The following is a 25874-nucleotide window of genomic DNA, read 5'->3' as shown; positions in this document are numbered from 1 at the left end:
CCGTTACCCTTTCCCTGCCAGATCTTCCACAAGGCGAAACCGTTCGCAGACCAACTCCATCTTTGGGTCGAAGCCGCCGTTTCTTTCGAAATATCTACGATGATCCTCGCGCCAGCCTTTCAGGCTGTCGTTTTCGCCCTCGGCCAGGGCAAACGCCTCGTCCACCTCGCAATAGCGCCGGACCGTCACATCGACCGTTTCGATGACCAGCGCGGGCTGTCCGTCCCAGTCCAAAGCGATGTCGCGGCGGCCAACCTGCGGCATTGCCTCGCCACCCGCCGCAAAGGTACGCAACGCGCCACATGTCGCGGTCTTGCGCCCCGAGCGGACCAGAGCCAGCAAGTCGTCGCACAATGCCCGGCTGTCGCCGAACTGAAAGGTCTCGGCCCCCGGATATCTTTCTTTCAAGCTTTCCAGCATCGAACCGCCCCTTCTACATCCGGAACACGCCAAAGCGCGTGTCCTCGATGGGTGCGTTCAACGCGGCGCTCAGCGACAGGGCCAGCACGTCGCGGCTTTTGCGCGGGTCAATGATGCCGTCATCCCACAGCCGGGCAGAAGCATAGAGCGGGTGCGACTGCTCTTCGAACATCTCGAGCGTCGGGCGTTTGAATTCGGCCTCTTCCTCGGCCGACCATGTGCCGCCCTGCCGTTCGATCCCGTCGCGTTTGACCGTTGCAAGAACACCGGCGGCCTGCTCGCCACCCATGACCGAGATACGGCTATTCGGCCACGTCCACAGGAAACGGGGCTGATACGCGCGGCCCGCCATGCCATAGTTCCCGGCCCCGAAAGAGCCGCCCACCAGCATGGTGATCTTGGGCACGCTTGTGGTGGCCACGGCGGTCACCATCTTGGCGCCATGGCGCGCGATGCCTTCATTCTCGTACTTGCGGCCCACCATAAACCCGGTGATGTTTTGCAGGAAAACCAGCGGGATCTTGCGCTGGCTGCACAGTTCCACGAAATGCGCGCCTTTCTGCGCGGCCTCGGAAAACAGCACGCCGTTGTTGGCGATGATCCCGACGGGGCAGCCTTTGACATGGGCGAAGCCGGTCACCAGCGTCTCGCCGAACCGAGGCTTGAACTCGTCAAAACGCGAGCCGTCGACCAAGCGCGCGATCACCTCGCGGATGTCGTACGGCGTGCGCAGATCGGCCGGAACAACGCCCAGGATTTCCTCGGGGTCATAGGCCGGGTCTTCGGGGCTGGCCCAATCCACCGTCTGCGGCTTGTTCCGGTTCAACGAGCCAACGGCCCGGCGGGCCAGAGCCAGCGCGTGGGCATCATCCTCGGCCAGATAATCGGCCACACCCGAAAGGCGCGTGTGCACGTCGCCGCCGCCCAGGTCTTCGGCGCTGACGACCTCGCCCGTCGCCGCCTTGACCAGCGGCGGGCCAGCCAGAAAGATCGTGCCCTGTTCCTTGACGATGATCGTGACGTCGGACATGGCCGGCACATAGGCGCCGCCCGCGGTACACGAGCCCATCACCACAGCAATCTGCGGGATGCCCTTGGCGCTCATCCGTGCCTGGTTGTAGAAGATGCGGCCGAAATGGTCGCGGTCGGGAAAGACCTCATCCTGGTTGGGCAGGTTCGCGCCGCCGCTGTCGACCAGATAGATGCAGGGCAGATGGTTTTCCTCGGCGATCTCCTGCGCGCGCAGGTGCTTTTTGACCGTCATCGGATAATAGGTGCCGCCTTTCACGGTGGCGTCGTTGCAGACCACCATGACCTCTTGCCCCTGCACCCGGCCGATGCCCGCGATGACACCGGCACAAGGGGCCGCACCGTCATACATGCCATGCGCCGCCGTCGCGCCGATTTCGAGAAACGGAGAGCCCGGGTCCAGCAGGTTCGCCACCCGCCGCCGGGGCAGCATTTTGCCCCGCGACACATGGCGTTCGCGCGATTTCTCGCCCCCGCCCATGCGCGCGGCCTCGGCGGCGTCAGAGATCTGCGCCAACGCCTCAAGGTGCGCGGCACGGTTTTGCTTGAAGCCATCGGACGAGGGCAAAGCGGAAGATCGCAGCTTCATCTGGTATACTCTCTCAGAAATTCGCGAACGGGGTTTTCGCTGACGCCAAAGCTCTGCATGATGCGCGCATAGCCCTGCGACACGTTGCTGGAGCAGACGGTGTCCAGCTTCTTGATTTCCGGCTCTTCGAGGAAATCCTCAAGATCCCACATCGGAACCATGAAATAATATTCGAACGGCTGCATCTCGGCCGCCATTTCCATCGCCTCGACGGCCTTGTCCTGTTCTCCGCGGCACAGATAGGCCAGCGACAGGTTGCGATAGGCGCTCCCAAGGCTCTCATAGTCGTCGTCTGCCTCGTATTGGTTGACCGCGAGTTTGAGCCGCCCAACGACCTGACGACCGAAATACCCGTCATCCGCCTGCGCCTCAGGCAGGAACATCGCGACATAGGCCAGCTTCTCGTCATGCCAGCCATCGGTCTGCATCTCGTTGCTGAAGACGTCGTGCAGCATCCGGATTTCCGGTTCGTATTTCAGTGTGCCCTCCGAGTCGGCCACCGCATCCAGATAGTTGTCATAAAACGCGATCCTGCGTTTATCTTCGGCATCCAGCCTGGCGACCCGACCGGCGATCTTGCGCAATTCCGATATGGCCTCGTCCGGGTAGCCGTAAAAAATCAGCAGATCAGCCACTTGCAGTTTTTCGATGACGGCAACCTTTTCTTCGACCGCCTTGTCGATCGTGTCGCGCATCCAGGTTTCGAAATAGGTCTTTCCGGCCCAAAAGGCCCCAATAACCGCGATGACGGTCGCGCTGAACTCGACTCCGGTCCGGACGCTGGATTTATCTGCCATGGCACATCTCCTCGGACGCGCGACGTTTCAATTCCTTGCGAATGACTTTCCCCGTCACGGTCAAAGGCAAGTCTTGCACAAAAGCCACCTCTCGCGGGTAGGAATAATGTGCCAGACGGTCCTTGACCCAATCCTGTAGCTCTTGTTCCGAGGCCTCAGACCCCGGTTTCAGCACCACATAGGCCTTCACGATCTCGGTCCGCAGCGGGTCGGGTTTGCCGACCACGCCCACGGTGGCCACCGCCGGATGGGTCAGCAGGCAATCCTCGATCTCGGCCGGGCCGATGCGGTATCCCGCCGAGGTGATCACGTCATCCTCGCGGCCGACAAAGCGCAGATAGTCGCCCTCCCACACGCCGCGGTCACCGGTGACCAGCCAATCGCCGCGAAACTTCTCGGCCGTGGCCTGCGGGTTGTTCCAGTATTCCAGCAGCATCGAGGCCGAGCCACGCCGGATGGCCACATCACCCTCGGCGTCGGTCGGCTTGCCTGCGGCGTCGATCACCGCGACCTCGTGGCCCGGCACTGGCTTGCCGATACAGCCCGGGCGCGCGGGGAAATCCTCGGCACAGGACGAGACGACCATATTGCATTCGGTCTGGCCGTAGAATTCGTTGATCGTCAGGCCAAAGGCCCGCTGCCCCCACGCCAACATTTCCGCGCCGAGTGGCTCGCCACCCGAGGCCACGGACCGCAGGCCGGGGATATCTATATCCGCAGCCTTGAGTATCCGCAGCGCCGTGGGAGGAAAGAACACGTTGCGCACGCCGCCGCGCTTGATCACCTCCGCGCAGGCCTCGGGGGTGAACTTGTCGAGCCGCGCAGCGACGACCGGAATGCCCAGCGCCAGCCCCGGCATCAGGACGTCGAACAAACCGCCGATCCAGGCCCAGTCGGCCGGTGTCCACAGGCAGTCGCCCGCACGCAGGTGGTTGTGGCTGATGGACACGCCCGGCAGATGCCCAGTCAGCACTCGGTGCCCATGCAGCGCCCCTTTGGGCTTGCCCGTCGTGCCCGATGTATAGATCAGCACCGCCGGGTCCTCGGGACCGGTGTCAGCAAAATCCACGGCGGGCCCGTCCGCCCCCAGTTCTGACACGATCAGCGGCTGCGCCAGATCGCCCAGCATATCTGCGCCCTCGCCGTCGGTCAGCACATACCCGGCCCCCGCATCGCCGATGCGCGAGGCCAGGGCATCGCGCTTGAACAGCTTGAACAACGGCACCGAGATTGCCCCGATCTTCCAGATGGCCAGATGCGCGGCCGCGCACCACGGTGACTGACTGAGCAGCACGCCGACCCGGTCGCCGGGTTGCACTCTGCGGAGCAACCCGCGCGCCAGCCGATCGGTCATTTGTTCAAGTTCACCATAGGTGATCTCGGTCGTAACCACAGAAGATAGATCAAGGATAGCCACCTGCTCGGCTGGCTGCGAGAGGCACTGACGCGCCATGTTCAACCCGGGCGGAATCACCCAGCCCCCACCCCGGTGCAAACCTGGTATGCGTCTAGTGGGATGCAATGGATTTACCCCTTAATTTCTTATGCCTTGAACGTATTTTCTCAAACAAAACAAAAGGCAGATTTTGACTCAGATCAGTGTCCCGACCCGACCGACCTGAAACACTGGGCGCGTCAACTAACCCAAAGGCATGAAAATGAACAAGAAACTCGCCATCCTCGCGCTTTCCACCGCCGTCGCCGCCCTGTCGGCCCCCGCCTTCGCCCAGTCGGAGGGCGACTGGACCTTGGGTATCGGCGTCGGGTATCTGGACCCGAAATCCGACAACGGTACGCTGGCCGGATTTAGCACCGACATCGACTCGGACACCCGCCCGATCTTCACCGCCGAGTATTTCATCCGCGACAACTTGGGCATCGAGTTGCTGGCCGCAACCCCGTTCAAGCATGACGTCACGCTGGGCGGAAGCGTCGATGCCGGCAGCGTCAAGCACCTGCCGCCCACCCTGTCGCTGAACTATCACTTCCCGACCAACAGTGCCTGGAAGCCCTATGTCGGTGCCGGTCTGAACTACACCATCTTCTTCGACGAGGAATCGCCGCTGGGCGATCTCAAGGTCGACGACTCGTTCGGCGTGTCGCTGCAAGCCGGTCTGGACTACATGGTCACGGACAAGGGCGCGGTTCGCCTGAACGTCCGCTGGTTCGACATCGACTCGGACGTCACGCTGAACGGCGCGAACATCGGCAAGGCCGAGGTCGATCCGTGGCTGGTTGGCGTGTCCTACGTCCATCGCTTCTGATCCTTCGATCGGATACGCCTCGCCGTGACCTCGTCGGCGAGGCGTTTTTCTTCATAGCATCTCGTTCATCAACTCGCGGCCGATCAGCATCCGGCGGATTTCGCTGGTGCCCGCGCCGATCTCCATCAGCTTTGCATCGCGGAAGATCCGGCTGACCGCCGCATCCGACAGGAATCCGGCCCCACCCATCGCCTGCACCGCCTGATGGGCCTGAACCATCGCCTGCTCGGACGCATAGAGGCAGCACGCCGCCGCATCCTGCCGGGTCACGTCGCCCCGATCACAGGCCTTGGCCACCTCATAGATGTAGGCACGCGCCGAGTTCATCGCCGTGTACATATCGGCGATCTTGCCCTGCATCAGTTGGAAGGTTCCGATTGGCTTGCCGAATTGCTTGCGCTCGGCCATGTAAGGCATGATCTCGTCCAGACAGGCCGCCATGATTCCGGTACCGATCCCGGCCAGAACCACCCGTTCATAGTCGAGGCCTGACATCAGCACGGCGACGCCCTTGCCCTCTTCGCCCAAAACGTTCTCGAAGGGCACTTCGACATCTTCGAAGATCAGCTCGGCCGTGTTCGACCCGCGCATCCCCAGCTTGTCGAAATGGGGCGAGGTCGAGAACCCTTTCATCTCTTTCTCGATCAGGAAGGCCGTGATGCCCTTGGACCCGGCCTCCGGGTCGGTCTTGGCATAGACGACCAGCGTATCGGCATCCGGGCCGTTCGTGATCCAGTATTTGTTGCCGTTCAGGCGGTAATGGTCATTGCGCTTTTCGGCGCGCAGCTTCATCGAGACCACGTCCGACCCGGCACCCGCCTCGGACATGGCCAGCGCGCCCACATGGTCGCCCGAAACCAAGCGCGGCAGGTATTTCGTCTTCTGCTCTTCGTTGCCGTTCAGCTTGATCTGGTTGACGCACAGGTTGGAATGCGCCCCGTAGGACAACGAAACCGAGGCCGAGGCCCGCGCGATCTCCTCGACAGCCACGACATGGGCCAAGTAAGACATGCCCGCCCCGCCGTATTCCTCGGGCACGGTGATGCCCAGCAGCCCCAAGTCACCCATTTCCTTCCACAGTTCGTTGGGAAAGGCGTTGGTCTTGTCGATCTCGGCCGCCATCGGCTTGACCCGCTCCTGCGCCCAGCGGTGCACCATCTCGCGCAGCGCGTTCACATCTTCACCTAGATCGAATTGCATTGTCGCCGTGAACATCCGCGCTCTCCTCTCTCGCGTTAATGAACAGGTGTTCAATAAACTGATACAGACCTTTCCCCTCGCGGTCAATCATCGCGTGACCCAAATGAAAAAGCCGCCCCTCGGGTGGCTTTTGCAGGGTTCAGGCGTGCGCCGCATGGCGCACTCGATTGAATTATTGCTGGAAAACGGCGCCGACCTCGGCGCGGATGATGCCGGCAATCAGGCGGCAATCGTCCAGCGAGAAGGTCAGCGGAACGCGCATGTCGATGATCCCGCGCAGAATCCGGTCGGTCTCGGGCATCCGTTCCGACTCGGCATAACGCCAGCTGTCATAGCGCGAGGTAAACCCGGTTGGCTCGGCCCCGCCGAACCACTTCAACTCGACCCCGCGATCGGCGCAGCGCCTCAAAACCTCGGCGATCTGCTCAGACGCCCAATCCAGCAGAAGGAACTGGATCGACGAGCCTACATATCTTTCCTCCGCAGGCCGCTCGACGATGGTCAGGCCGGGCGTGCCGCGCAGGCCCGCCTCGATCTCGGCATAGCGTTCGTTCCAGCGCCGTACCTGCTGGTCCAGATTGCGCAACTGGGGGCGCAGGATCGCGGCGCGCAGATTGTCCATCCGCCCCGACACGTTTGGCGTGGTGTACTTGATCCGCTCGAACACCTCGGGGCCCGGTGCCGCAAGGTGGCGTTCATACAGCATATAAGAGCCCGACAGCATCGTGGCCTTGGCCGCCAGCATCTCGTCATCGGTGATCAACAGACCACCCTCGCCCGAGTTCACATGTTTGTAGGTCTGGCAGGAATAGCAGCCGATCGCTCCCTGCCGGCCGGACAACTGCCCACGCCAGGCGGCGCCCATCGTGTGGGCGCAATCCTCGATCACCGTCACCCCGGCTGCGTCGCACATCTGCATCAACCGGTCCATGTCACACAGATGCCCGCGCATGTGGCTGAGCATCAAAACCTTGGCGCGGTCCAGCTTGGCCGCCAGATCGTCCAGATCGATGGTCAGCCCCTCGGTCACGCCCACAAAAACCGGGCGCGCATTGACCGAAGCAATCGCCCCCGGCACAGGGGCCAGCGTGAAGGCGTTGGTCAGAACCGCGTCCCCCGGCTGGACACCCACGGCACGCAGGGCCGTGGCCAGCGCATAGCCGCCCGACGACACGGCCAGACAGTATTTCGCCCCCATCTGCACGGCAAATTCCTGTTCCAGAAGGGCGGTTTCGCTCACCTCTCCGGGGGCCACGTTGTAGCGGTGAAGCCGCCCGTGGCGCAGAACGGCCAGCGCCGCCTCGATCGCCGCGTCGGGGATTGGCTCCTGCTGGGTGAAACTGCCAGAAAATCGCTCGGTCATGGCGTCGTTTGTGGGGCCAGTCGCAGCGCGGGTCAAGAGATCAGGCCGCCGCGCCCACAAGCTCGGCGACGATTGCGGGCAGATCGTCGAAATGGTGCAGCAGCGCCTCGGGCTGCAGCGCAGCCATGTCATCGCCTGACGGGCCGAAGGTCACAAGGATCGACGGCACCCCGGCGGCACGGGCCGTGTTCCTGTCGGTATCCGAGTCGCCCACCAGGATGCAGTGGTCGGGATGTCCCCCGGCCCGGCGCGCGGCTTCACGCAGCGGCGCGGGGTCGGGCTTGCGCACCGGCAGCGTATCCGCCCCCACCAGCGAGCCGAATAGCGCCCGCGCGCCCAGCCGTGTCATCAGCAGCTCGGCCAGCGCCTCGGGCTTGTTGGTGCAGATGCCGACACCGTATCCGGCGGCTTTCAGCGCTTCGACCGCCTGCAGCGCGCCGGGATAGAAGGTGGTGTGGGTGTCGATAGCCTGTCCATAGGCCTCGAGCAGGACCGGGTAATAGGCGTTCACGGTCTCTTCGTCATAGGCGCCCACGCGTTTCAGCCCATGGGTCAGCATCATCCGCCCGCCGCGCAAAGCCACCGCAGCATCCCGCCCGTGCACCAGCACATCACCATGCCCCATCTGCCGGAAACAATGGTTCGCCGCCGCCAGCAGATCGCCCGACGTATCGGCCAAAGTCCCGTCCAGATCGAAGATGACCGTGCGCATTTTGTCTCCTTGCTCGGCAGTTTTCCGCCATGTCGTGTTGCAAACGGCAATCTTGTTTGATGGCCGAACGGCTTGCGCCCCTGCCCCCAGCGGATAAAACGGACCGCGACAAAACAAAAGAGAAAACGCATTCATGAGCACTGCCCTTGTCATCCTTGCCGCCGGAAAAGGCACCCGGATGAATTCGGACATCCCAAAGGTTTTGCACCCGATCGCCCAGGTTCCGATGCTGGTGCACGCCATGCGCGCCGGTTCGGTCCTGGCACCCGAACGCACGGTCATCGTCACCGGCCACGGCTCGCAGGCGGTGGCCAAGGTCGCGCAGGCCGAGGATGAAGACGCGCGCATCGTCGTGCAGGACCAACAGTTGGGCACCGCCCATGCCGTCGCCCAAGCGCGCGAGGCGCTGGACGGGTTCATCGGCGACGTGGTCGTTCTGTACGGTGACACCCCGTTTCTGCAGCCCGACACGCTGGAGCGCATGATCGCCGCGCGGGCTGACAACGATCTGGTGATCCTTGGCTTCGAGGCCGCCGACCCGGCCCGGTACGGCCGTTTGGTGATGAACGGCGACGCCCTGGAGCGGATCGTCGAGTTCAAGGATGCTTCAGATGAAGAACGCGCCATAACCTTCTGCAACTCAGGCCTTCTGGCCTGTGACGCGGGCACCCTGTTCGACCTGATCGACGCGGTCGGAAACGACAACGCCTCGGGCGAATACTATCTGACCGACGTGGTCGAGATCGCGCGCGACCGCGGCCTGAAGGTCACCGCCGTTTCGTGCGACGAGGCGCAGACGCTGGGCGTGAACTCGCGCGCTGATCTGGCCGCCGCCGACGCCGTGTTCCAGGCCCGCGCCCGGGCCGAGCTGCTGGATCTTGGCGTCACCCTGATGGCCCCCGAGACGGTCTATCTGGCGGCCGACACGGTGATCGGTCGCGACACGGTGATCGAACCCAACGTGGTCTTCGGCCCCGGTGTCACCGTCGAAAGCGGCGCGACGATCCGGGCGTTTTCGCACCTGGAAGGCTGCCATGTCAGCCGCGGCGCCATAGTCGGCCCTTATGCCCGGTTGCGCCCTGGGGCGGAACTGGCCGAGAACACGCGTATCGGCAATTTCGTCGAGATCAAGAATGCCCAGATCGACGAGGGCGCCAAGGTCAATCACCTCAGCTATGTCGGCGATGCCTCGGTCGGCGCGGGCACGAATATCGGCGCGGGCACCATCACCTGCAACTATGACGGCGTGATGAAGCACCGCACGACGATCGGCGAGAACGTCTTTGTCGGTTCGAACACTATGCTGGTGGCCCCGGTCACCGTGGGCAGCGGCGCGATGACGGCCACCGGCACCATCGTGACCCGCGACGTCGAACCCGACGCCCTGGCGGTGGGTCGCGCCAAACAGGAAAACAAGCCGGGCTATGCCCGCAAACTGTTCGAGATGCTGAAGTCGAAAAAGGCACGCCGGGACAAGGGAGCCTGAGTAAATGTGTGGAATTGTTGGCGTATTGGGCAAGCACGAAGCGGCGCCCATTCTGGTCGAAGCACTGAAACGGCTGGAATACCGCGGCTATGACAGTGCTGGCATCGCAACCGTAAACGGCGGCAAGCTGGGCCGTCGGCGCGCGGTGGGAAAGCTGGTCAATCTCAGCGACTTGCTGGTGCATGACCCCCTGCCTGGTAAGTCGGGCATCGGGCACACGCGGTGGGCGACCCATGGCGCACCCTCGGTCAGCAACGCGCACCCGCATCAGGCCGGACCGGTTGCCGTGGTCCACAACGGCATTGTCGAAAACTATCGCGAGCTGCGGGCCGAACTGGCTGAGAACGGAATCGATTTCCAGACCGAGACCGACACCGAAACCGTCGCGTTGATGACCGAATTCTACATGAAATCGGGGCTGGGCCCGGTGGAGGCCGCCTTCAAGACCATCGACCGGCTGCAAGGCGCCTTCGCGCTGGCCTTCCTGTTCGACGGCGAGGATGACCTGATCGTCGCCGCCCGCAAGGGCTCGCCGCTGGCCATCGGGCACGGGGATGGCGAGATGTTCGTCGGCTCGGACGCCATCGCGCTGGCGCCGCTGACCGACCGGATCACCTATCTGGAGGAAGGCGACCGCGCCGTGGTCACCCGCAATTCGATCGAGATCCGCAACGAGGCGGGCGAAATCGCAAATCGCGAGATCCGCAAGATCCAGCTGGATCAGACCCGAACCGACAAGGGCGGACACAAGCATTTCATGGCCAAGGAAATCGCCGAACAGCCGGTGGTGGTGGCCGAGGCGATCCGCTCGTACCTGCCCACCGGCAGCGACTGGGTGGTTCTACCGGATGCGGATCTTGATTTCTCCAAGCTGGACCGCCTGACCATGGTGGCCTGCGGCACGGCCTTCTATGCCTGCCTGACCGCCAAATACTGGTTCGAGCAACTGGCCCGGATGCCCGTAGAGGTCGATATCGCCAGCGAGTTCCGCTATCGCGAACCGCCAATCACTGACCGCACGCTGGCGCTGTTCGTCAGCCAGTCGGGCGAAACCGCCGACACCCTAGCCGCGCTGCGCTATTGCGAGGGCAAGGCTGACAAGATCGTGTCGGTGGTCAATGTCCCCGAAAGCTCGATCGCGCGGGAAAGCGACGTGGCGCTGCCCATCCATGCCGGGGTCGAGATTGGCGTTGCCTCGACCAAGGCCTTCACCTGCCAGCTGAGCGTTCTGCTGATGCTGGCGCTCAAGGCCGCGGCCGACCGGGGCACGCTGGACGACGATGCGCTGGCCGATCACGCCGCCGCGCTGCGCGGCCTGCCGACGCTGCTGAACGCCGCGCTGGACCAGGAGGAGGCGATCCGGAAATCCGCGCAGCGCCTGTCCGAGGCGCGCGACGTCTTGTTCCTCGGACGCGGCCTGATGTACCCGCTGGCCCTCGAAGGCGCGCTGAAACTCAAGGAAATCAGCTATATCCACGCCGAAGGCTATGCCTCGGGCGAGCTGAAGCATGGCCCCATCGCCCTGATCGACAAGCACATGCCGGTGGTGGTGATGGCCCCGCGCGATGCGGTGTTCGACAAGACCGTGTCGAACATGCAAGAGGTCATGGCGCGCAAGGGCAAGGTCATTCTGGTCTCGGACGACGACGGGATCGCCGATGCCAAAGACGGGGTCTGGAGCACGATCCGTATGCCGCATGCCCACGCCTCGGTCGCGCCGATCCTGTATTCGGTGCCCGCGCAGCTGCTGGCCTATCACACGGCCGTCGCCAAGGGCACCGATGTGGACCAGCCGCGTAACCTGGCGAAATCCGTCACGGTCGAGTAAGCCGTCATGCCGGAAAGCCCTCTGGACCAGATCAAGGCGCATGCCGACCCGGACCGGGCCACCCAGATGGCGGCCTATCACAAGGTCGATCGCCCCTATCTTGGGGTACCGAACCCAGTGCTGAATGATCTGACCAAAAGCTGGCGGCAGCAGATGGACGTAGACGCCCGTGTCGCGCTGGCCGATCAGCTGTGGCAGACCAACATCCACGAGGCGCGGCTGGCCGCCGCCAAGCTGCTGACGCAGGCGCGCATCCGCCCCGATCAGGCGGTTTGGGACCTGCTGCAAATCTGGCTGCCCGATTTCGACGCCTGGGCGGTCGCCGATCATGCCAGCATGGCCATGCAAAAGCGCCTGTGGGCTGACCCTTCGCGGCTGGATCAGGTCGAAAGCTGGACCAACTCGGATCACATGTGGACCCGACGCGCGGCACTGGTCGCCACCCTGCCCTGGACCAAGCAGAACCACCCCAAGCCCGAAGATCTGCAGCGCCGCGACCGTATTCTGAGTTGGGCCGCCGGCTATGTCCCCGATCGCGACTGGTTCATCCAGAAGGCGGTGGCCTGGTGGCTGCGCGACCTGTCGAAACATGACCCCGACCGGGTCCGGGCGTTTCTGGCCGCGCACGGTGATGCGATGAAGCCCTTTGCTCGCAAAGAGGCCGGCAAGTACCTGAAAAGTCAATCGGAATAGACGTCCAGCTCGACCAGCTCGTCAAACGGTACCAGCAGAGCGCGCATCGCCTCGAGCGAGAGCCGCCCGCCGCCGCCCTCGGGGCCCGACGCGGGAACCAGCGTCACATAGGCCTGCGCCCCGGTCTTCGTCACCACGACCCTGCCATTCCGCTCGACCCGCACCAATGGCGTTTCCAGCCAGCGCCCCGGTTTGTTCGGATCGCCTAGCCCCGCGATCGTGCGTTTCGCACCGCTCCAACCGGGTTGCGCCGCCGCAACGGGCTGTGCCGCGACGACCTCGGTTTCCGTGACCACCGCATCCGGTTTAACGGTCGGCGTTTCTGGCGACCGGTCCAAGGTCTGCCGCACCGCATCGCAGCCGGTCAGAAACGCAGGAAGGAGGATAAACAGGTATCGCATGCAACCAACCTACCCCTGCCCGCGCCCGTGTTCCACCCCTCGAGCGCAGTTGCGACTTGCCGTATCGCATTACCCGCTTTACCTATTGAGCATGACTGCTCCGCTGATCGATCCGTTTGCCCGCGCAATCACCTATCTCCGCGTCTCCGTCACGGACCGCTGCGATTTCCGCTGTGTCTATTGCATGTCGGAAAACATGACCTTTCTGCCCAAGAAAGAGCTGCTGACGCTGGAAGAACTGGACCGGATGTGCTCGACCTTCATCCGGCTGGGCGTGGAAAAACTGCGGATCACCGGGGGCGAACCGCTTGTGCGCCGTGGGATCATGAGTTTCTTCGACTCGATGACCCGGCATCTGGACAGCGGCGCGCTGAAAGAGCTGACACTGACCACCAATGGTTCGCAACTGGCCCGGTTCGCCGACGACCTGTATGCCGCCGGGGTGCGGCGGGTGAATGTCTCGCTCGACACGCTGGACGAAGACAAGTTCGCCCAGATCACCCGCTGGGGGCGGCTGAAACAGGTCTTGGGCGGAATCGATGCCGCGCAGAAGGCGGGGTTGCGCGTGAAGATCAACGCGGTGGCCCTGAAAGGGTTCAACGAGGAAGAACTGCCCAAGATCACACGATGGTGCGCCGAGCGCGACATGGACCTGACCTGGATCGAGGTCATGCCCATGGGTGACATCGGCAACGAGGATCGGCTGGATCAATACTGGTCGTTGAAAGACGTGCGGGCCGAGTACGAAAACCACTATACTGTTACCGATCTGGCCGAGCGCACGGGCGGCCCGGCGCGCTATGTCCGGTTGGAGGAAACCGGGCAGAAGATCGGCTTCATCACACCGCTTAGCCATAATTTCTGCGAAAGCTGCAACCGGGTACGCCTGACCTGTACGGGCGAGTTGTACATGTGCCTGGGGCAAGAGGACATGGCCGACCTGCGCGCGCCCCTGCGCGACCACCCCGACAGCGAAGAGCCGTTGGAACAGGCGATCCGGGCGGCGATCACCCTCAAGCCCAAGGGCCATGATTTCGACTATTCCCGCCAAAAGATCGATGGCCAGATGAGCCGTCACATGAGCCACACGGGCGGCTGACATGTCAGACTTGTCGGGGCGACCCACGGCGCTGTACCGCGTGTACTGCGCGCTGACATCCCTCGCCATGCCGCTGGCCTGGCGCACCGTTCGCGCCAAGCTGCAGTCGGCGGGTGTTTCTGAAATCCGTCAGCGCGAGCGGCTGGGCCATGCGAGCCAGCCCCGCCTCGACGGTCGGCTGATCTGGTTTCATGCGGCCAGCGTGGGTGAGAGCCTGTCGGTTCTGAGCCTGATCAAGCGCATGAGCGAACGGATCGACGATGCGCAGTTCCTGATCACCTCTGGCACCCCGACCTCGGCTTCGCTGGTGGAAAAACGTCTGCCGCCGCGCACCCGCCACCAATACCCCCCGCTGGACAGCGCCGGCCCGGTGGCGCGGTTTCTGGATCACTGGCGGCCCGATGCCGGCGTCTTTGTCGAAAGCGAGATCTGGCCACGACTGATCGTCGAGACCGCCCGGCGCGGGACGCCCCTGGCCCTGCTGAACGCACGCCTGTCCGAGAAATCGGTGGCCGGGTGGAAGAAGCGCCCCGACACCGCCCGCTATGTCCTGAGCCAGTTCCGCCTGTTCCTGACGCAAAACGACCGCACGGCCGCAAACCTGATCGCCATGGGGGCGCCCGTCGATCGGGTGCAACCCGGAACCAACCTCAAGGCCATGTCCGATCCGCTGCCGGTGGATCAAGACATGCTGACGCAGATCCGCGCCCAGATCGGCGCGCGGCCGGTCTGGATCGCCAGCTCGACCCATGCAGGCGAGGAAGAGACCGTTCTGGCCGCCCATGCCGAATTGCTGAACCGCTGGCCCGATCTGCTGCTGCTGCTGATCCCCCGTCACCCTGAACGGCGGGGCGAGGTCTGCGCCCTTGTTGATGCTGCGGGTCAAAGCCACGCCCTGCGTAGCGCCGGGCAGCCGATCACCCGCGACACACAGGTCTATGTGGCCGATACGCTGGGCGAAACCGGAACGTGGTACGCATTGTGCCCGATCGTTTTTCTGGGCGGGTCGCTGAAAGAGATTGGCGGCCACAACCCGTTCGAACCCGCACAGGCCGGGGCCGCGGTGATCACCGGACGGGGTTACTACAATTTCGCCGAGACATTTGCCCCGCTGGTGGACAGCGGTGGCGCGGTCGAAGTGTTCTCGGCCTCGGACCTGAGCGGGGCAGTCGCGCTTTGGCTGTCGGACAGATCGGCGCTGGCAGCAGCGCAAGCGGCGGCGCAGTCCTGCGTGAATACCCAGAAATCGGCTCTGGATGCGGTTGTTGATACGCTATGCGACAAACTGGGCCTCGAGGACGCAGGCCCCTGACCGCAAACGGCAGCGGGGGCCTGCGCCCCCGCTACGGAATCAGGCTGCGGGCATCCGCTGTTCGACGATCTCGGCCCACCAACTGCACCCGGCAGGGATCGCCTCGTCGTTGAAATTGTATTCCGGGTGGTGAACCATCGCCGTATCGCCATTGCCGACCAGGATATAGGCTCCGGGGCGCTCTTCCAGCATGTAGGCAAAATCCTCGCCGCCCATGACCAACGGTGCGACCTCGCAATCGCCCGAGACCGACTTGGCCACTTGGGCCGCAAAATCGGTCTGTTCGTCACTGTTCACCATGACGGGATAGCCGCGCATGTAGGTCACGTCGGCAGTGCCGCCGAACGTGGCCGCGACGCCCGCGCAGATTTCCTTGATCCGCTTTTCGGCCAGGTCGCGCATTTCGCTGCTCATGGTGCGTACGGTGCCCTTGATCTGCACCTTCTGCGGGATCACGTTGAACGCCTTCGACGAGGTCTCGAACGAGGTGACCGAGACGACGACCTGATCGATCGGATCGGCATTGCGCGACGCGATGGTCTGCAATGCCAGAACGGCCTGCGCCGCCATTACGGTCGTGTCCACCGTCTCGTGCGGCTTGGCTGCGTGCCCGCCCCGCCCCTCGAAAGTGATGTCGAACTGGTCGGTCGCCGCAAAGAAAGCCCCCGGCCGGATCGAAAAGCTGCCGACCGGCTTGCCCGGCCAATTGTGCATCCCGTAAACCTCCTGGATGTTCCAGCGGTCCATCAGGCCGTCCTCGCACATCTCGCGGCCGCCACCTCCGCCCTCTTCGGCGGGCTGGAAGATCACCACCACGGTGCCATCGAAGTTGCGGGTCTCGGCCAGGTATTTCGCCGCGCCGAGCAGCATGGCGGTATGTCCGTCATGGCCGCAGGCATGCATTGCCCCCGGTGTTTTCGAAGCATAGTCGAGGCCCGTCGCCTCGTGGATCGGCAGCGCGTCCATGTCGGCCCGCAGGCCGATCACCCGGCCCTTGGTGTCGGCCTTGCCTTTGATCACGCCGACCACCCCGGTGCGGCCAATCCCCGTGACCACTTCGTCGCAGCCGAATTCCTTCAGCTTTTCCGCCACCACCGCGCTGGTGCGGTGTGTTTCGAACAGGATTTCGGGGTTTTCGTGCAGATCTCGTCGCCATGCGGTGATTTCGTCCTGCAATTCGGCAAATCGGTTCTTGACTGGCATTTTCGTCTTCTCTCTCCTTCAAAGCCTCAGGCCGCCGGCATCCGGCTTTCGACCATTTCGGCAAACCATGAGCATCCAATCGGAATGATTTCGTCATTGAAATCGTATTCAGGGTGATGCAGCCCGGCGCTGTCACCATTGCCCAGAACTATGAACGCACCCGGCCGTTCCTGCAACATGAACGAGAAATCCTCGCCGCCCATTACCATCGGTGCCTCGAGGCAGCTGCCGCCCACGGCGATGGCTGCTGCCTCGGCGTGCTGTGTGGGCACTTCGGCGTTGATCGTCACCGGCACGCCACGGGTATAGGTTACCTGCGCAGTTCCGCCCATCGCGGCCGCGACGCTCTGCGTCACCTCGGTCAGGCGGCGCTCGATCAGGTCGCGCATCTCATTGGAATGGGTACGCACCGTGCCACGCACGCGCGCCGATTGCGGGATCACGTTGAACGCGGTCGAAGATGTCTCGACCGAGGTGACTGACAGCACCGCCTGCAGAGTCGGATCGGCGTTGCGCGCCACGATGGTCTGCAGCGCCACCACAAGGTGCGACAGCATGACGGTGGTGTCCACCGTTTCGTGCGGCTTGGCCGCATGCCCGCCGCGCCCTTCCAGATGGATGTCGAACTCGTCCGCCGCCGCCAGCAACGGCCCCGAGCGGATGGCGAATTGCCCCGTGGGCAGGCCCGGCACGTTGTGCATGGCATAGACCTCCTGGATGCCAAAACGGTCCATCAGCCCGTCCCGACACATCGCTTCGGCGCCGTTCCCGCCTTCTTCGGCCGGTTGAAAGATCACCACCGCCGTGCCGTCGAAATTGCGTGTCTCGGCCAGGTATTTCGCGGCCCCTAGAACCATTGCCGTATGTCCGTCATGGCCGCAGGCATGCATGGCCCCCGGCGTTTGCGAGGCATAGTCCAGCCCGGTCTGCTCCTGCATGGGCAGCGCGTCCATGTCGGCCCGCAGGCCGATCACCCGGCCCTGGGTGTCGACCTTGCCTTTGATCACGCCGACCACGCCGGTGCGGCCAATCCCCGTCACCACCTCGTCGCAGCCGAATTCCTGCAGCTTTTCCGCAACCACCGCGCTGGTGCGGTGGGTGTCGTACAAGATCTCTGGGTTCTGGTGAATGTCACGCCGCCACGCGGTGATTTCGGGATGCAATTCGGCAAAACGGTTTCTGACGGGCATGCACGTTTCCTCCACTACCAGCATCCAAGCCTAAAGCCTTGGGCTGGGACAAAAAAATCAGGCGGCCAGTTTCTGAACCAACCGCTGCATGAATTGGTGCCCGGCATTGAACTGGGCAACGGTTATGAATTCGTCGGGCTTGTGCGCCTGGGCGATGTCGCCCGGCCCGCAGATCACGGCCGAATAGCCGGCCTCCTGGAACTGCCCCGCCTCGGTGCCATAGCTGACGACATGGGTCGCGTTGTCGCCGGTCAGCGAGCGGACCAGAGCCTCGGCCTCGCCCTCGGGTTCGGGGACCAGCGCGGGAACAGCAAAGCTGGGCGTCACGTCGATCCGCGTCTCGGGGCGGACCTGCTGCATCCGCGCCTCGACCGCGCGCACCTGCGCAAAATAGGCGTCGCGCCATGCGGCGGCACTTTCGCCGGGCACCACGCGGAAATCCATCATGAACCAGCAATCCTTGGCCGTGATGTTATGCGCCGTCCCACCCCGGATCATGCCCACATGGCACGTCGTCCAAGGGGGGTCGAACACCGCCGCCAGCGCGCCGGGTTGCGCGGCCATGTTCTTCGCATTCTGCTGATTGGCCCAGTCGATCAAGGGGGCCGCCTGCATGATGGCATTCACCCCTTCGTGCAGGCGCGAGCTGTGGACCTCGTAGCCCACCACATGCGTGTCATAGCCATAGCTGCCTTTGTGCCCGGTCACCGCCTGCATCATCGACGGTTCCCCCACGATCACCGCCGAGCCCCTGGGCAGAACCTTCTGCATCGCCGCGATCATCGGCGGAGCGCCGGTACAGCCGACCTCTTCGTCAAAGCTCAACGCCAGTTGCAGCGGGCGAGCCACGCCCGCGTGATGCGCCTCGACCAATGCCCAGATCGCCAGCGCGTCGAACCCTTTCATGTCGCAGGTGCCGCGCCCGAAATACTTGCCTTCGCGCTCGGTGACCGTGAAGGGATCGCTGTCCCAGGCCTGCCCGTCCACCGGCACCACGTCGGTATGACCTGACAGAACGACGGCACCTTCGTCCCAAGGCCCGACATGGGCAAACAGAGCCGCCTTGTGCGGCTGGTCGGGATCGGGCCAGCGGTGGGCTTCGATGCCATGACTTGCCAGATAGTCCCCGACCCAGTCGATCAGAGGCAGGTTGCTGTCGCGGCTGACCGTCGGGAACGCAATCAGCCGCGTCATGATCTCGAGCGGTGTCAGGCGCCGCGCCATCGGGATCAATACCCGCTGTCGGTGGTCAGAATGAAATGCCCCGGCTCGACCTCACGGTATTCAGACGGCGCGGGCTGATAGTCGATCGGATGAATGGGCGACGGGATCGGTTTGAAATTCAGGTCTTTTTCCGATTTCCGCTGGTTCGGGTCCGCGATCGGCACCGCCTTCATCAGCGCCTGGGTATAGGGATGCTGAGGGTTCTCGAACACCCGCGCCCGCGGGCCCAGTTCGACGATCCGGCCCAGATACATCACCCCGACATGGTGGCTGACGCGTTCAACCACGGCCATGTCGTGGCTGATGAACAGATAGCTGAGCCCCAGTTCGGACTGCAGTTCCATCATCAAGTTTAGCACCTGCGCCTGCACCGATACGTCTAGTGCCGAAACGGCCTCGTCGGCGATGATCAGCTTGGGGTTCAACGCAAGGGCGCGCGCGATGGCGATACGCTGGCGCTGGCCGCCCGACATCTCGTGCGGGTACCGGCGCATGAAGCTGCGCGGCAGGTGCACCTTGTCGAACAGCTGCGCCACACGGTCCTGCAATTCCGACCCCGAGGCCACGCCATAATTGCGCATCGGCTCGGCGACCTGATCGACCAGCTGCATCTGCGGGTTCAACGAGGCGAACGGGTCCTGAAAGATCATCTGCATGTCCAGCCGGGCCTTGCGCAGGCCCTTCTGGTCCAGTTTCATGATGTCGACGCCATCGAGGTCCACCTCGCCCGACAGCGGCTCGACCAACCGCAGGATCGACCGCCCCGCCGAGGACTTTCCGCAGCCGGATTCACCGACCAGACTCAGCGTCTGACCCCGGTTCAGAGTGAACGATACATCCTCGACCGCGTGCACGTTCGAGATCGTGCGGCGCAGCAGCCCACCCTTGACGGGGAAGCGCGTGGTCAGGTTGCGGACCGTCAGCAGCACGTCCTCGGTTCCGGGAATCGGAGCGATGTTCTGGCCCTCGACTCCCAGCAGCTTCATCGGTTCGGGCGCGGATTTGCCACGCATCTCGCCCAGCTTGGGCACCGCGGCCAGCAAGGCCTTGGTGTAGTCGTGTCGGGGGTTTTCGAAAATCTCGGTGACGGTGCCCTCTTCGACCTTGTTGCCGCGATACATGACCACGACGCGGTCGGCCATCTGGGCGACCACGGCCATGTCATGGGTGATGAACATGACCGCCGTGCCGGTTTCGCGCTTGAGCCGGTCCATCAGGGCCAAGATCTCGGCCTGGATCGTCACGTCCAGTGCCGTCGTCGGCTCGTCGGCGATCAGCAGGCGCGGCTCGCAGGCCATCGCCATGGCGATCACCACCCGCTGTCGCATCCCGCCTGACAATTCGTGCGGGTACTGTTTGAGGCGCCGCTCGGGCTCGGGGATGCGGACCTGCTTGAGTAGCTCCAGCGCGCGCGCCTCGGCCTGTGCCTTGGACATGTTTTTGTGGATCCGCAGGCCCTCGGTCAGCTGTCGGCCCACGGTGAAGACCGGGTTCAAAGCGGTCATCGGTTCCTGGAAGATCATCCCGATCTCGTTGCCGCGAATCTGCTTCATCAGGTCCTGATCGGACTTGGCCAGATCCAGCTTGCGCCCGTCGCGTCGGTCGAACAGCAGTTCGCCCCCCGCGATCTTGCCGCCGCCGAATTCCACCAGCCGCATCAGCGACAGCGACGACACCGATTTGCCCGACCCCGATTCGCCCACGATGCAGACGGTTTCGCCCGGATGGACCTCGAACGAGACATCCTCGACCCCGACGACCGGTCCATCCTTGGTCTGAAACTCGACGCGAAGTTTTCTGATATCGGCAATAGGCTGGTCCAGCACGCGCGCGCTCTCCTTGAGGGCTTGTTCGATTTGAGTGCCAAACGCTAAGGCGGCGAAGTGGGAAAAGTCAAACCCATTGCCCGATTTCGCTGCGGCAAGGCTTGCAATTTTCCAAAACTCTGTTTCGATACCCCGCGTAACCGCGCCGGAAAACCTGTGCAGGCCGCAATAAGCGAAACCTTTTTTCTTTTCGTTACAGCAGCTTGCCCCACGCGCGGCAACGCCAAGTCCGCAGGCCTTGCGGAATAATCGAGACACGAATGTGTCCAACATGGAGTGTATGATGAAAATCAAAGCCCTTTTGCTCGGTGCGATTGCAAGCACGGCGATGGCCCCGATGGCCATGGCCGAGCGCGGATCGGACGGCAATGTCAGCATCATCTATTGGCAGGCGCCCTCGATCCTGAACCCGTTCCTGTCGGGTGGCACCAAGGATGTCGAGGCGGCCTCGCTGGTGATCGAACCGCTGGCCCGCTATGACCAGGACGGCAACATGGTGCCCTACCTGGCGGCCGAAATCCCCACAGTCGAAAACGGCGGTGTCAGCGAGGATCTGACCTCGATCACCTGGAAGATCGCGCCCGGCATCACCTGGTCGGACGGCTCGCCCTTCACCGCGGCGGACGTCAAGTTTACCGCCGACTACTGCATGGACCCTGAGGGCGGATGTGCGCAGGTGACCAAGTTCGAAGGCGTCACCAGCGTCGAGGCGCTCGACGATCTGACCGTCAAGGTCACCTTCGACAAGCCGACCCCCTTCCCCTATGGCCCGTTCGTTGGCGGGGAAAGCCCGATCATCCAAAAGGCCCAGTTCGAAAACTGCATGGGCGCCAAGGCGCCGGAATGCACCGAACAGAACTTCAATCCGATCGGCACCGGCCCGTTTGTCGTCACCGAGTTCAAGCCGAACGACGTGATCACCTTCAAAGCCAACGACAACTATCGTGATCCGAACAAGCCTGCCTTTGCGACAGTGACGTTCAAGGGCGGCGGCGATGCAACCGCTGCGGGTCGCGCCGTGATGGAAACCGGTGAGTTCGACTATGCCTGGAACCTGCAGCTGGCGCCCGAAGTGATCGCGCAAATGCAAGAAGGCGGCAAGGGCACTCCGGTGGCAGGCTTTGGCCCGCTGGTCGAGCGCATCATGCTGAACCAGACCAACCCGTCCCCCGAACTGCCGGAAGGCGAACGTTCGACGGCCAAGCACCCGCACCCGTTCCTGACCGACCCGGCGGTGTACAACGCCATGTCTCTGGCAATCGATCGTCCGCTGCTGGTTGAGATCGGTTATGGCCAGGCAGGCAAAGTTACCTGCAACTGGGTGCCGGCTCCGGCCGCGTTCAACTCGACCACCATGACCTGCGACAAGCAGGACATCGAAGGCGCGAAGAAGCTGCTGGATGATGCCGGGATCGTCGATACCAACGGCGACGGCATCCGCGAAAAAGACGGTGTTCCGCTGAAAGTTGTATACCAGACCTCGACCAACGCCGTCCGTCAGGACTTCCAGGCGCTGATCAAGGAATGGTGGAGCCAGATCGGCATCGAAACCGAACTGCGCAACATCAACGCCTCGGTCTTCTTCGGTGGTGATCCGGGCTCGCCCGACACGTTCCAGAAGTTCTATGCCGACGTTGAAATGTACGCCAACACCTTCAACGGCACAGATCCGCAGTCGTATCTGGGCAACATGCTGTGCGACAAGGCTCCGCGTCCGGACACTCAGTGGCAGGGCGAGAACATCTCGCGCTGGTGCGACCCGGAATATGACGCGCTGCATGCCCAGCTGGCCCAGACCGCCGGCCTGGAAGCCCGCGCCGAGATCGCGAAAAAGCTGAACGACATGGCCGTAATGGGCGGCGCGATGATCCCGCTGGTGCACCGTGGCCGCCTGTCGGCACATTCGAACACGCTGGGTGGCGTCGTTCTGAACGTGTGGGACAGCGAGCTGTGGAACATCGCTGACTGGTACCGCAAGACCGGTTCCTAAGCGTCAGGCTTGCACTGCCGCGCCCCGGTGTCTATCGGGGCGCGGTTACCTGCATCCACCCCAACGAAAAGACGCATGCACAAAGGCGCCTTTGAATGCTCAACTTCACCATTCGACGACTGATCCTGGCCGTTCCGACGCTGTTGTTCATCAGTCTCGTCATTTTCCTGCTGCTCGAACTCGCCCCCGGCGACCCGATGGCGCAGGTTCCGCTGACCGTTCCGCCCGAAGTCAAAGAGAAGATGCGCGAGGCGCTTGGCCTCGGCCAGCCGATGCATGTCCGGTTCTGGAAATGGATCGTGCAGTTCTTCTGGATTGAACCTCAGGTTCTGGTCGATCACATTTTTGGCACTACCTTTTCCGAAGGTGACCTGCGGGTGATTTCGTGGCAGACCCGCTCGCCCGTCATGGACATCGTCGTTCAGCGCATCCCGCAGACCCTGTGGGTTGTCGGCACCGCCTATGTGGTCGCCATCCTGATCGCGCTGCCCATCGGCATCTATTCGGCCTATCGCCAGTATTCATGGTTCGACCAGATGGGCACCTTCGTGTCGATGGTCGGCTTCTCAGTCCCGCCGTTCTTCTCGGGGGTGCTGGTAATCGTGATCTTTTCGGTCCAGCTGGGCTGGTTCCCGTCGATCTATGACACGACGCATGTGGTCAATGACTGGGACAGCTTCGTCGTTCAGCTGAAACAGATGATCATGCCGGTGATGGTGCTGGCGCTGCAGATCACCGCGCAGCTCAGCCGGTTCATGCGCGCCTCGATGCTGGACAACTTGAACCAGGACTACGTCCGTACCGCCCGCGCCAAGGGCTTGAGTGAGTACACCGTCGTCATGGTGCATGTCCTGCGCAACTCGATGATCCCGGTGGTCACCGTGATCGCCTTGGGGATTCCGTCGATCTTCGGCGGCGCCATCATTACCGAGCAGGTATTCAAGGTGAACGGCATCGGACAGCTGCTGATCGGCGCCATCCAGGCCAACGACCTGCCGATGGTGCAGACCCTGACCTTCATCTTTGCCGTGCTGATCGTCCTGTTCAACCTGATCGCCGACGTTCTCTATGGCATTCTGGACCCGAGGATCCGCTATGACTGACAAGGATCGCTTTGTCCCCGACGAAGGGCTTGCGCCCGCTTCGACCGCTCTGCCCGCCGCGGACGTGGTCGAGGAATTCACCGCCCCGCCCCGTAGCCAGTGGCGCGACGTGTGGGACCAGTTCAAGACCCACAAGGGCGCCATGATCGGCGCGATGCTGTTCATCTTCATCGTCGCGGCCGTCTATCTTGGCCCGTTCCTGTGGACCATCGACCCGACCCAGATCGACATCCGTGCCCGCAACCAGGGGCCCAGCTGGGCCCATCCGTTCGGTACCGATCAGCTGGGCCGGGACATCTTGGCCCGGATGATGTCGGGGGGGCAGACCTCGGTCTCGGTCGGCATCACCGCGATGCTGCTGGCGCTGTTTCTTGGGTCGTTCATCGGCGTGGTCGCCGGGTTCTTCAAACGGTTGGACGGGCCGCTGATGCGCCTGACCGACCTGTTCCTGGCCCTGCCGCTGCTGCCGCTGCTGCTGGTGATGATGTTGCTGTTCCGCGAGCCTCTGTCCGCTGCGTTCGGGCTCGAGCGTGGGATCTTCATCCTGATCGTCTGCGCCATCGGCATCACCTCGTGGATGCCTACGGCGCGGATCGTGCGCGGCGACGTTCTGGCGATCAAGGAACGCGAATTCGTTCTGGCCGCCCGCTCGATCGGCACCAGCAACACGCAGATCATCACACGGCACATCCTGCCCAACGTACTGTCTCCGATCATGGTGTCGGCCACGCTGGGCATAGCCACGGCGATCATCACCGAAAGCGCGCTGTCCTTCCTGGGGCTGGGCTTCCCGCCCGATTTCCCCACCTGGGGCCGGCTGCTGTTCGATGGTGTTGATTATCTGCAGCAATACCCCGAGCGTGTGTTCTGGCCCGGCCTGGCGATCTCGCTTACCGTTCTCAGCGTGAACTATCTGGGCGACGGCTTGCGCGATGCGCTCGATCCGCGGATCCGCGGACGCTGAACAAAAGTCAGTCGGCGCGCCTAAGCGCGCCGGCCAACACAACGATCACAACTGCCAGCGGCAGCAGGACGCCAAAGGCCAGCCGCAGTGATACGATCCCCGCCAGAAGCCCGATCAGCGGCGGACCGATCAGAAGACCTCCGTACCCCAAAGTGGCGACACTGGCGATGGCCTGCCCCGGCGGGACATGCGGGTCGTTCGCGGCTCGGCTGAAGGCCAGCGGCATGATCACCGCATAGCCCACGCCCATCATCGCGAATCCAGCCATCGCCCCGACCGCCCCCCTAGCCGATACCACCAGGAACACACCCAAGGCCGCGCAGGCTCCGCTGACCCGAGCCACCGGCACCGGGCCGAACCGGGCGATCACGAGCCCACCCAGGAGCCGAACTGCAACCATGGACACCGAAAAGACGGCATAGCCCAACGCCGCAACGCTTTCAGCCACACCCGTGACATCCCGCAGAAAGATAGCGCTCCAGTCAGCCACTGCCCCCTCACCCAACGCGCCGCACATCGCGGTCAGCCCCACCAGGACCAGAACGCCACTGGGCAAAGCAAAGATCGCGGCGCCGTCGGACTCCACCCGCCGCGACGTCCATCGGACCCAGGACAACGCAAGCGCCAACGCCACGGTTGCCCCGCCGGCCAGCAGAAAATGTGGCAAAACGGCAAGTTGCATCTGAACCGCGCCATAGCCGCTGAGCGCTCCCAGCCCGGCGCCGAGGCTCCACATCGCATGGAAAGAGGACATCACCGGTTTGGCATAGGCCTGCTCGACCTCGGCAGCCCAGGCGTTCATGGCCACATCCATCGAGCCGTGGAAGGCCCCGAAGATGAAAAGGAACGCCGCGAGCATGGCGAAGCTGTCGGCGGCCGCAAGAAGGATCAGTGAGGCTGTGTACAGGACCGCGATCACCCGAGTCACCGTCACCGCGCCGAACCGGTCGGTCAGGCGTCCGGTGACGGGAAAGGAACACACCGCCCCGGCCGCCATGAACAGCAGGCCATAGCCCAGTTCCTCGTGGCTCAGCCCCAGACGGTCGCGGACGGCCGGAATGCGCGAGGCCCAGATCCCGAACAGGGCGCCATTCAGGATGAACATGGCGGCCACGGCCCGCCAGGCTGAAACCAATCCGATCATTTGCCCTGCCCCACCTGTGAATTGCCTGCCTTGCAGC

Annotated in this window: 22 protein-coding genes; 9 read left to right on the top strand and 13 right to left on the bottom strand. The window is 63.4% G+C overall.

All coding sequences use genetic code 11. From position 1 onward, the window contains the following. Positions 1–3: 3 nt before the first annotated feature. The 4 genes from AC2FMN_RS02895 to AC2FMN_RS02880 are packed head-to-tail and all read right to left on the bottom strand — an operon-like array spanning position 4 to position 4288. Entirely contained in the window at positions 4–420 is a 417-nt protein-coding gene (locus AC2FMN_RS02895) for an ASCH domain-containing protein (RefSeq protein WP_496686105.1), read from the bottom strand. Between the two features lie 13 nt (positions 421–433). After that, positions 434–2038 (bottom strand): carboxyl transferase domain-containing protein, encoded by a 1605-nt coding sequence (locus tag AC2FMN_RS02890; RefSeq protein ID WP_496686102.1) that lies wholly within the window; start codon positions 2036–2038, stop codon positions 434–436. Then, positions 2035–2835, bottom strand: a complete 801-nt coding sequence (locus AC2FMN_RS02885; protein ID WP_496678926.1) for a hypothetical protein — start codon at positions 2833–2835, stop codon at positions 2035–2037. The genes AC2FMN_RS02890 and AC2FMN_RS02885 overlap by 4 nt, the downstream gene beginning before the upstream one ends. Next, positions 2825–4288, bottom strand: a complete 1464-nt coding sequence (locus AC2FMN_RS02880; RefSeq protein ID WP_496686100.1) for an AMP-binding protein — start codon at positions 4286–4288, stop codon at positions 2825–2827. Before AC2FMN_RS02880 ends, AC2FMN_RS02885 begins: the two co-directional genes overlap by 11 nt. A 205-nt stretch (positions 4289–4493) precedes the next feature. On the opposite strand from AC2FMN_RS02880, the gene AC2FMN_RS02875 reads away from it, so the two are divergent. Next, positions 4494–5099 (top strand): OmpW/AlkL family protein, encoded by a 606-nt coding sequence (locus AC2FMN_RS02875; RefSeq protein WP_496686097.1) that lies wholly within the window; start codon positions 4494–4496, stop codon positions 5097–5099. A gap of 51 nt (positions 5100–5150) precedes the next feature. On the opposite strand, the gene AC2FMN_RS02870 is transcribed toward AC2FMN_RS02875, so the two are convergent. From AC2FMN_RS02870 to AC2FMN_RS02860, 3 genes are all read right to left on the bottom strand, one after another. Beyond that, on the bottom strand, positions 5151–6314 hold the full coding sequence (locus tag AC2FMN_RS02870; protein ID WP_496686095.1) for an isovaleryl-CoA dehydrogenase: 1164 nt from the start codon (positions 6312–6314) through the stop codon (positions 5151–5153). Positions 6315–6471: 157 nt separating this feature from the next. Next, the gene (locus AC2FMN_RS02865; RefSeq protein ID WP_496686092.1) at positions 6472–7662 is read right to left on the bottom strand and encodes a DegT/DnrJ/EryC1/StrS family aminotransferase; all 1191 of its coding nucleotides are present in this window, start codon (positions 7660–7662) and stop codon (positions 6472–6474) included. A 40-nt stretch (positions 7663–7702) separates the two neighbouring features. Continuing rightward, on the bottom strand, positions 7703–8374 hold the full coding sequence (locus AC2FMN_RS02860) for an HAD-IA family hydrolase (RefSeq protein ID WP_496686090.1): 672 nt from the start codon (positions 8372–8374) through the stop codon (positions 7703–7705). Positions 8375–8507: 133 nt separating this feature from the next. On the opposite strand from AC2FMN_RS02860, the gene glmU reads away from it, so the two are divergent. Genes glmU through AC2FMN_RS02845 form a run of 3 tightly spaced genes read left to right on the top strand, consistent with a single transcriptional unit; the run spans position 8508 to position 12381 of the window. Then, on the top strand, positions 8508–9860 hold the full coding sequence (glmU, locus tag AC2FMN_RS02855) for a bifunctional UDP-N-acetylglucosamine diphosphorylase/glucosamine-1-phosphate N-acetyltransferase GlmU (protein WP_496686088.1): 1353 nt from the start codon (positions 8508–8510) through the stop codon (positions 9858–9860). Positions 9861–9864: 4 nt separating this feature from the next. After that, positions 9865–11688, top strand: coding sequence for a glutamine--fructose-6-phosphate transaminase (isomerizing) (gene glmS, locus AC2FMN_RS02850; protein WP_496686086.1), 1824 nt, complete (start codon positions 9865–9867; stop codon positions 11686–11688). A gap of 6 nt (positions 11689–11694) precedes the next feature. Then, positions 11695–12381 (top strand): DNA alkylation repair protein, encoded by a 687-nt coding sequence (locus tag AC2FMN_RS02845; protein ID WP_496686084.1) that lies wholly within the window; start codon positions 11695–11697, stop codon positions 12379–12381. Here the strand turns inward: AC2FMN_RS02845 and AC2FMN_RS02840 are convergent. After that, positions 12369–12782 carry a hypothetical protein gene (locus AC2FMN_RS02840; protein WP_496686081.1) on the bottom strand — a complete coding sequence of 138 codons (414 nt, stop codon included), beginning with the start codon at positions 12780–12782 and terminating at the stop codon, positions 12369–12371. The two genes, AC2FMN_RS02845 and AC2FMN_RS02840, sit on opposite strands and share 13 nt — an antisense overlap. 91 nt (positions 12783–12873) lie before the next feature. Here AC2FMN_RS02840 and moaA point away from each other — a divergent pair, with 91 nt between their 5' ends. Next, a complete protein-coding gene (moaA, locus tag AC2FMN_RS02835; protein WP_496686078.1) occupies positions 12874–13881 on the top strand; it encodes a GTP 3',8-cyclase MoaA in 1008 nt (335 codons plus the stop codon). Between the two features lies 1 nt (position 13882). Beyond that, a complete protein-coding gene (locus tag AC2FMN_RS02830) occupies positions 13883–15193 on the top strand; it encodes a 3-deoxy-D-manno-octulosonic acid transferase (RefSeq protein ID WP_496686075.1) in 1311 nt (436 codons plus the stop codon). A 39-nt stretch (positions 15194–15232) separates the two neighbouring features. Here AC2FMN_RS02830 and AC2FMN_RS02825 read toward each other — a convergent pair whose 3' ends face one another. Genes AC2FMN_RS02825 through AC2FMN_RS02810 form a run of 4 tightly spaced genes read right to left on the bottom strand, consistent with a single transcriptional unit; the run spans position 15233 to position 20636 of the window. Continuing rightward, the gene (locus AC2FMN_RS02825) at positions 15233–16396 is read right to left on the bottom strand and encodes a M20 aminoacylase family protein (protein WP_496686073.1); all 1164 of its coding nucleotides are present in this window, start codon (positions 16394–16396) and stop codon (positions 15233–15235) included. Between the two features lie 26 nt (positions 16397–16422). After that, entirely contained in the window at positions 16423–17586 is a 1164-nt protein-coding gene (locus tag AC2FMN_RS02820; RefSeq protein ID WP_496686071.1) for a M20 aminoacylase family protein, read from the bottom strand. A 57-nt stretch (positions 17587–17643) separates the two neighbouring features. Further along, positions 17644–18810, bottom strand: a complete 1167-nt coding sequence (gene argE / locus AC2FMN_RS02815; protein WP_496686068.1) for an acetylornithine deacetylase — start codon at positions 18808–18810, stop codon at positions 17644–17646. Between the two features lie 5 nt (positions 18811–18815). Next, positions 18816–20636, bottom strand: a complete 1821-nt coding sequence (locus tag AC2FMN_RS02810; RefSeq protein ID WP_496678903.1) for an ABC transporter ATP-binding protein — start codon at positions 20634–20636, stop codon at positions 18816–18818. A gap of 283 nt (positions 20637–20919) precedes the next feature. Between AC2FMN_RS02810 and AC2FMN_RS02805 the strand changes: the two genes are divergently transcribed. The 3 genes from AC2FMN_RS02805 to AC2FMN_RS02795 all read left to right on the top strand — a co-directional run bounded on the left by AC2FMN_RS02805 (position 20920) and on the right by AC2FMN_RS02795 (position 24693). Next, the gene (locus AC2FMN_RS02805; RefSeq protein WP_496686066.1) at positions 20920–22626 is read left to right on the top strand and encodes a peptide ABC transporter substrate-binding protein; all 1707 of its coding nucleotides are present in this window, start codon (positions 20920–20922) and stop codon (positions 22624–22626) included. 95 nt (positions 22627–22721) lie between these two features. Next, a complete protein-coding gene (locus AC2FMN_RS02800) occupies positions 22722–23729 on the top strand; it encodes an ABC transporter permease (RefSeq protein ID WP_496678900.1) in 1008 nt (335 codons plus the stop codon). Further along, a complete protein-coding gene (locus AC2FMN_RS02795) occupies positions 23722–24693 on the top strand; it encodes an ABC transporter permease (protein ID WP_496678899.1) in 972 nt (323 codons plus the stop codon). The genes AC2FMN_RS02800 and AC2FMN_RS02795 overlap by 8 nt, the downstream gene beginning before the upstream one ends. 7 nt (positions 24694–24700) lie before the next feature. Here AC2FMN_RS02795 and AC2FMN_RS02790 read toward each other — a convergent pair whose 3' ends face one another. Next, complete coding sequence (locus AC2FMN_RS02790) at positions 24701–25837, bottom strand: MFS transporter (protein ID WP_496686063.1); 1137 nt, start codon at positions 25835–25837, stop codon at positions 24701–24703. Positions 25838–25874 lie beyond the last annotated feature (37 nt).

Source organism: Ruegeria sp. BHSC037, assembly GCF_059613045.1.
This window is presented reverse-complemented; position numbering and strand designations above follow the sequence as displayed.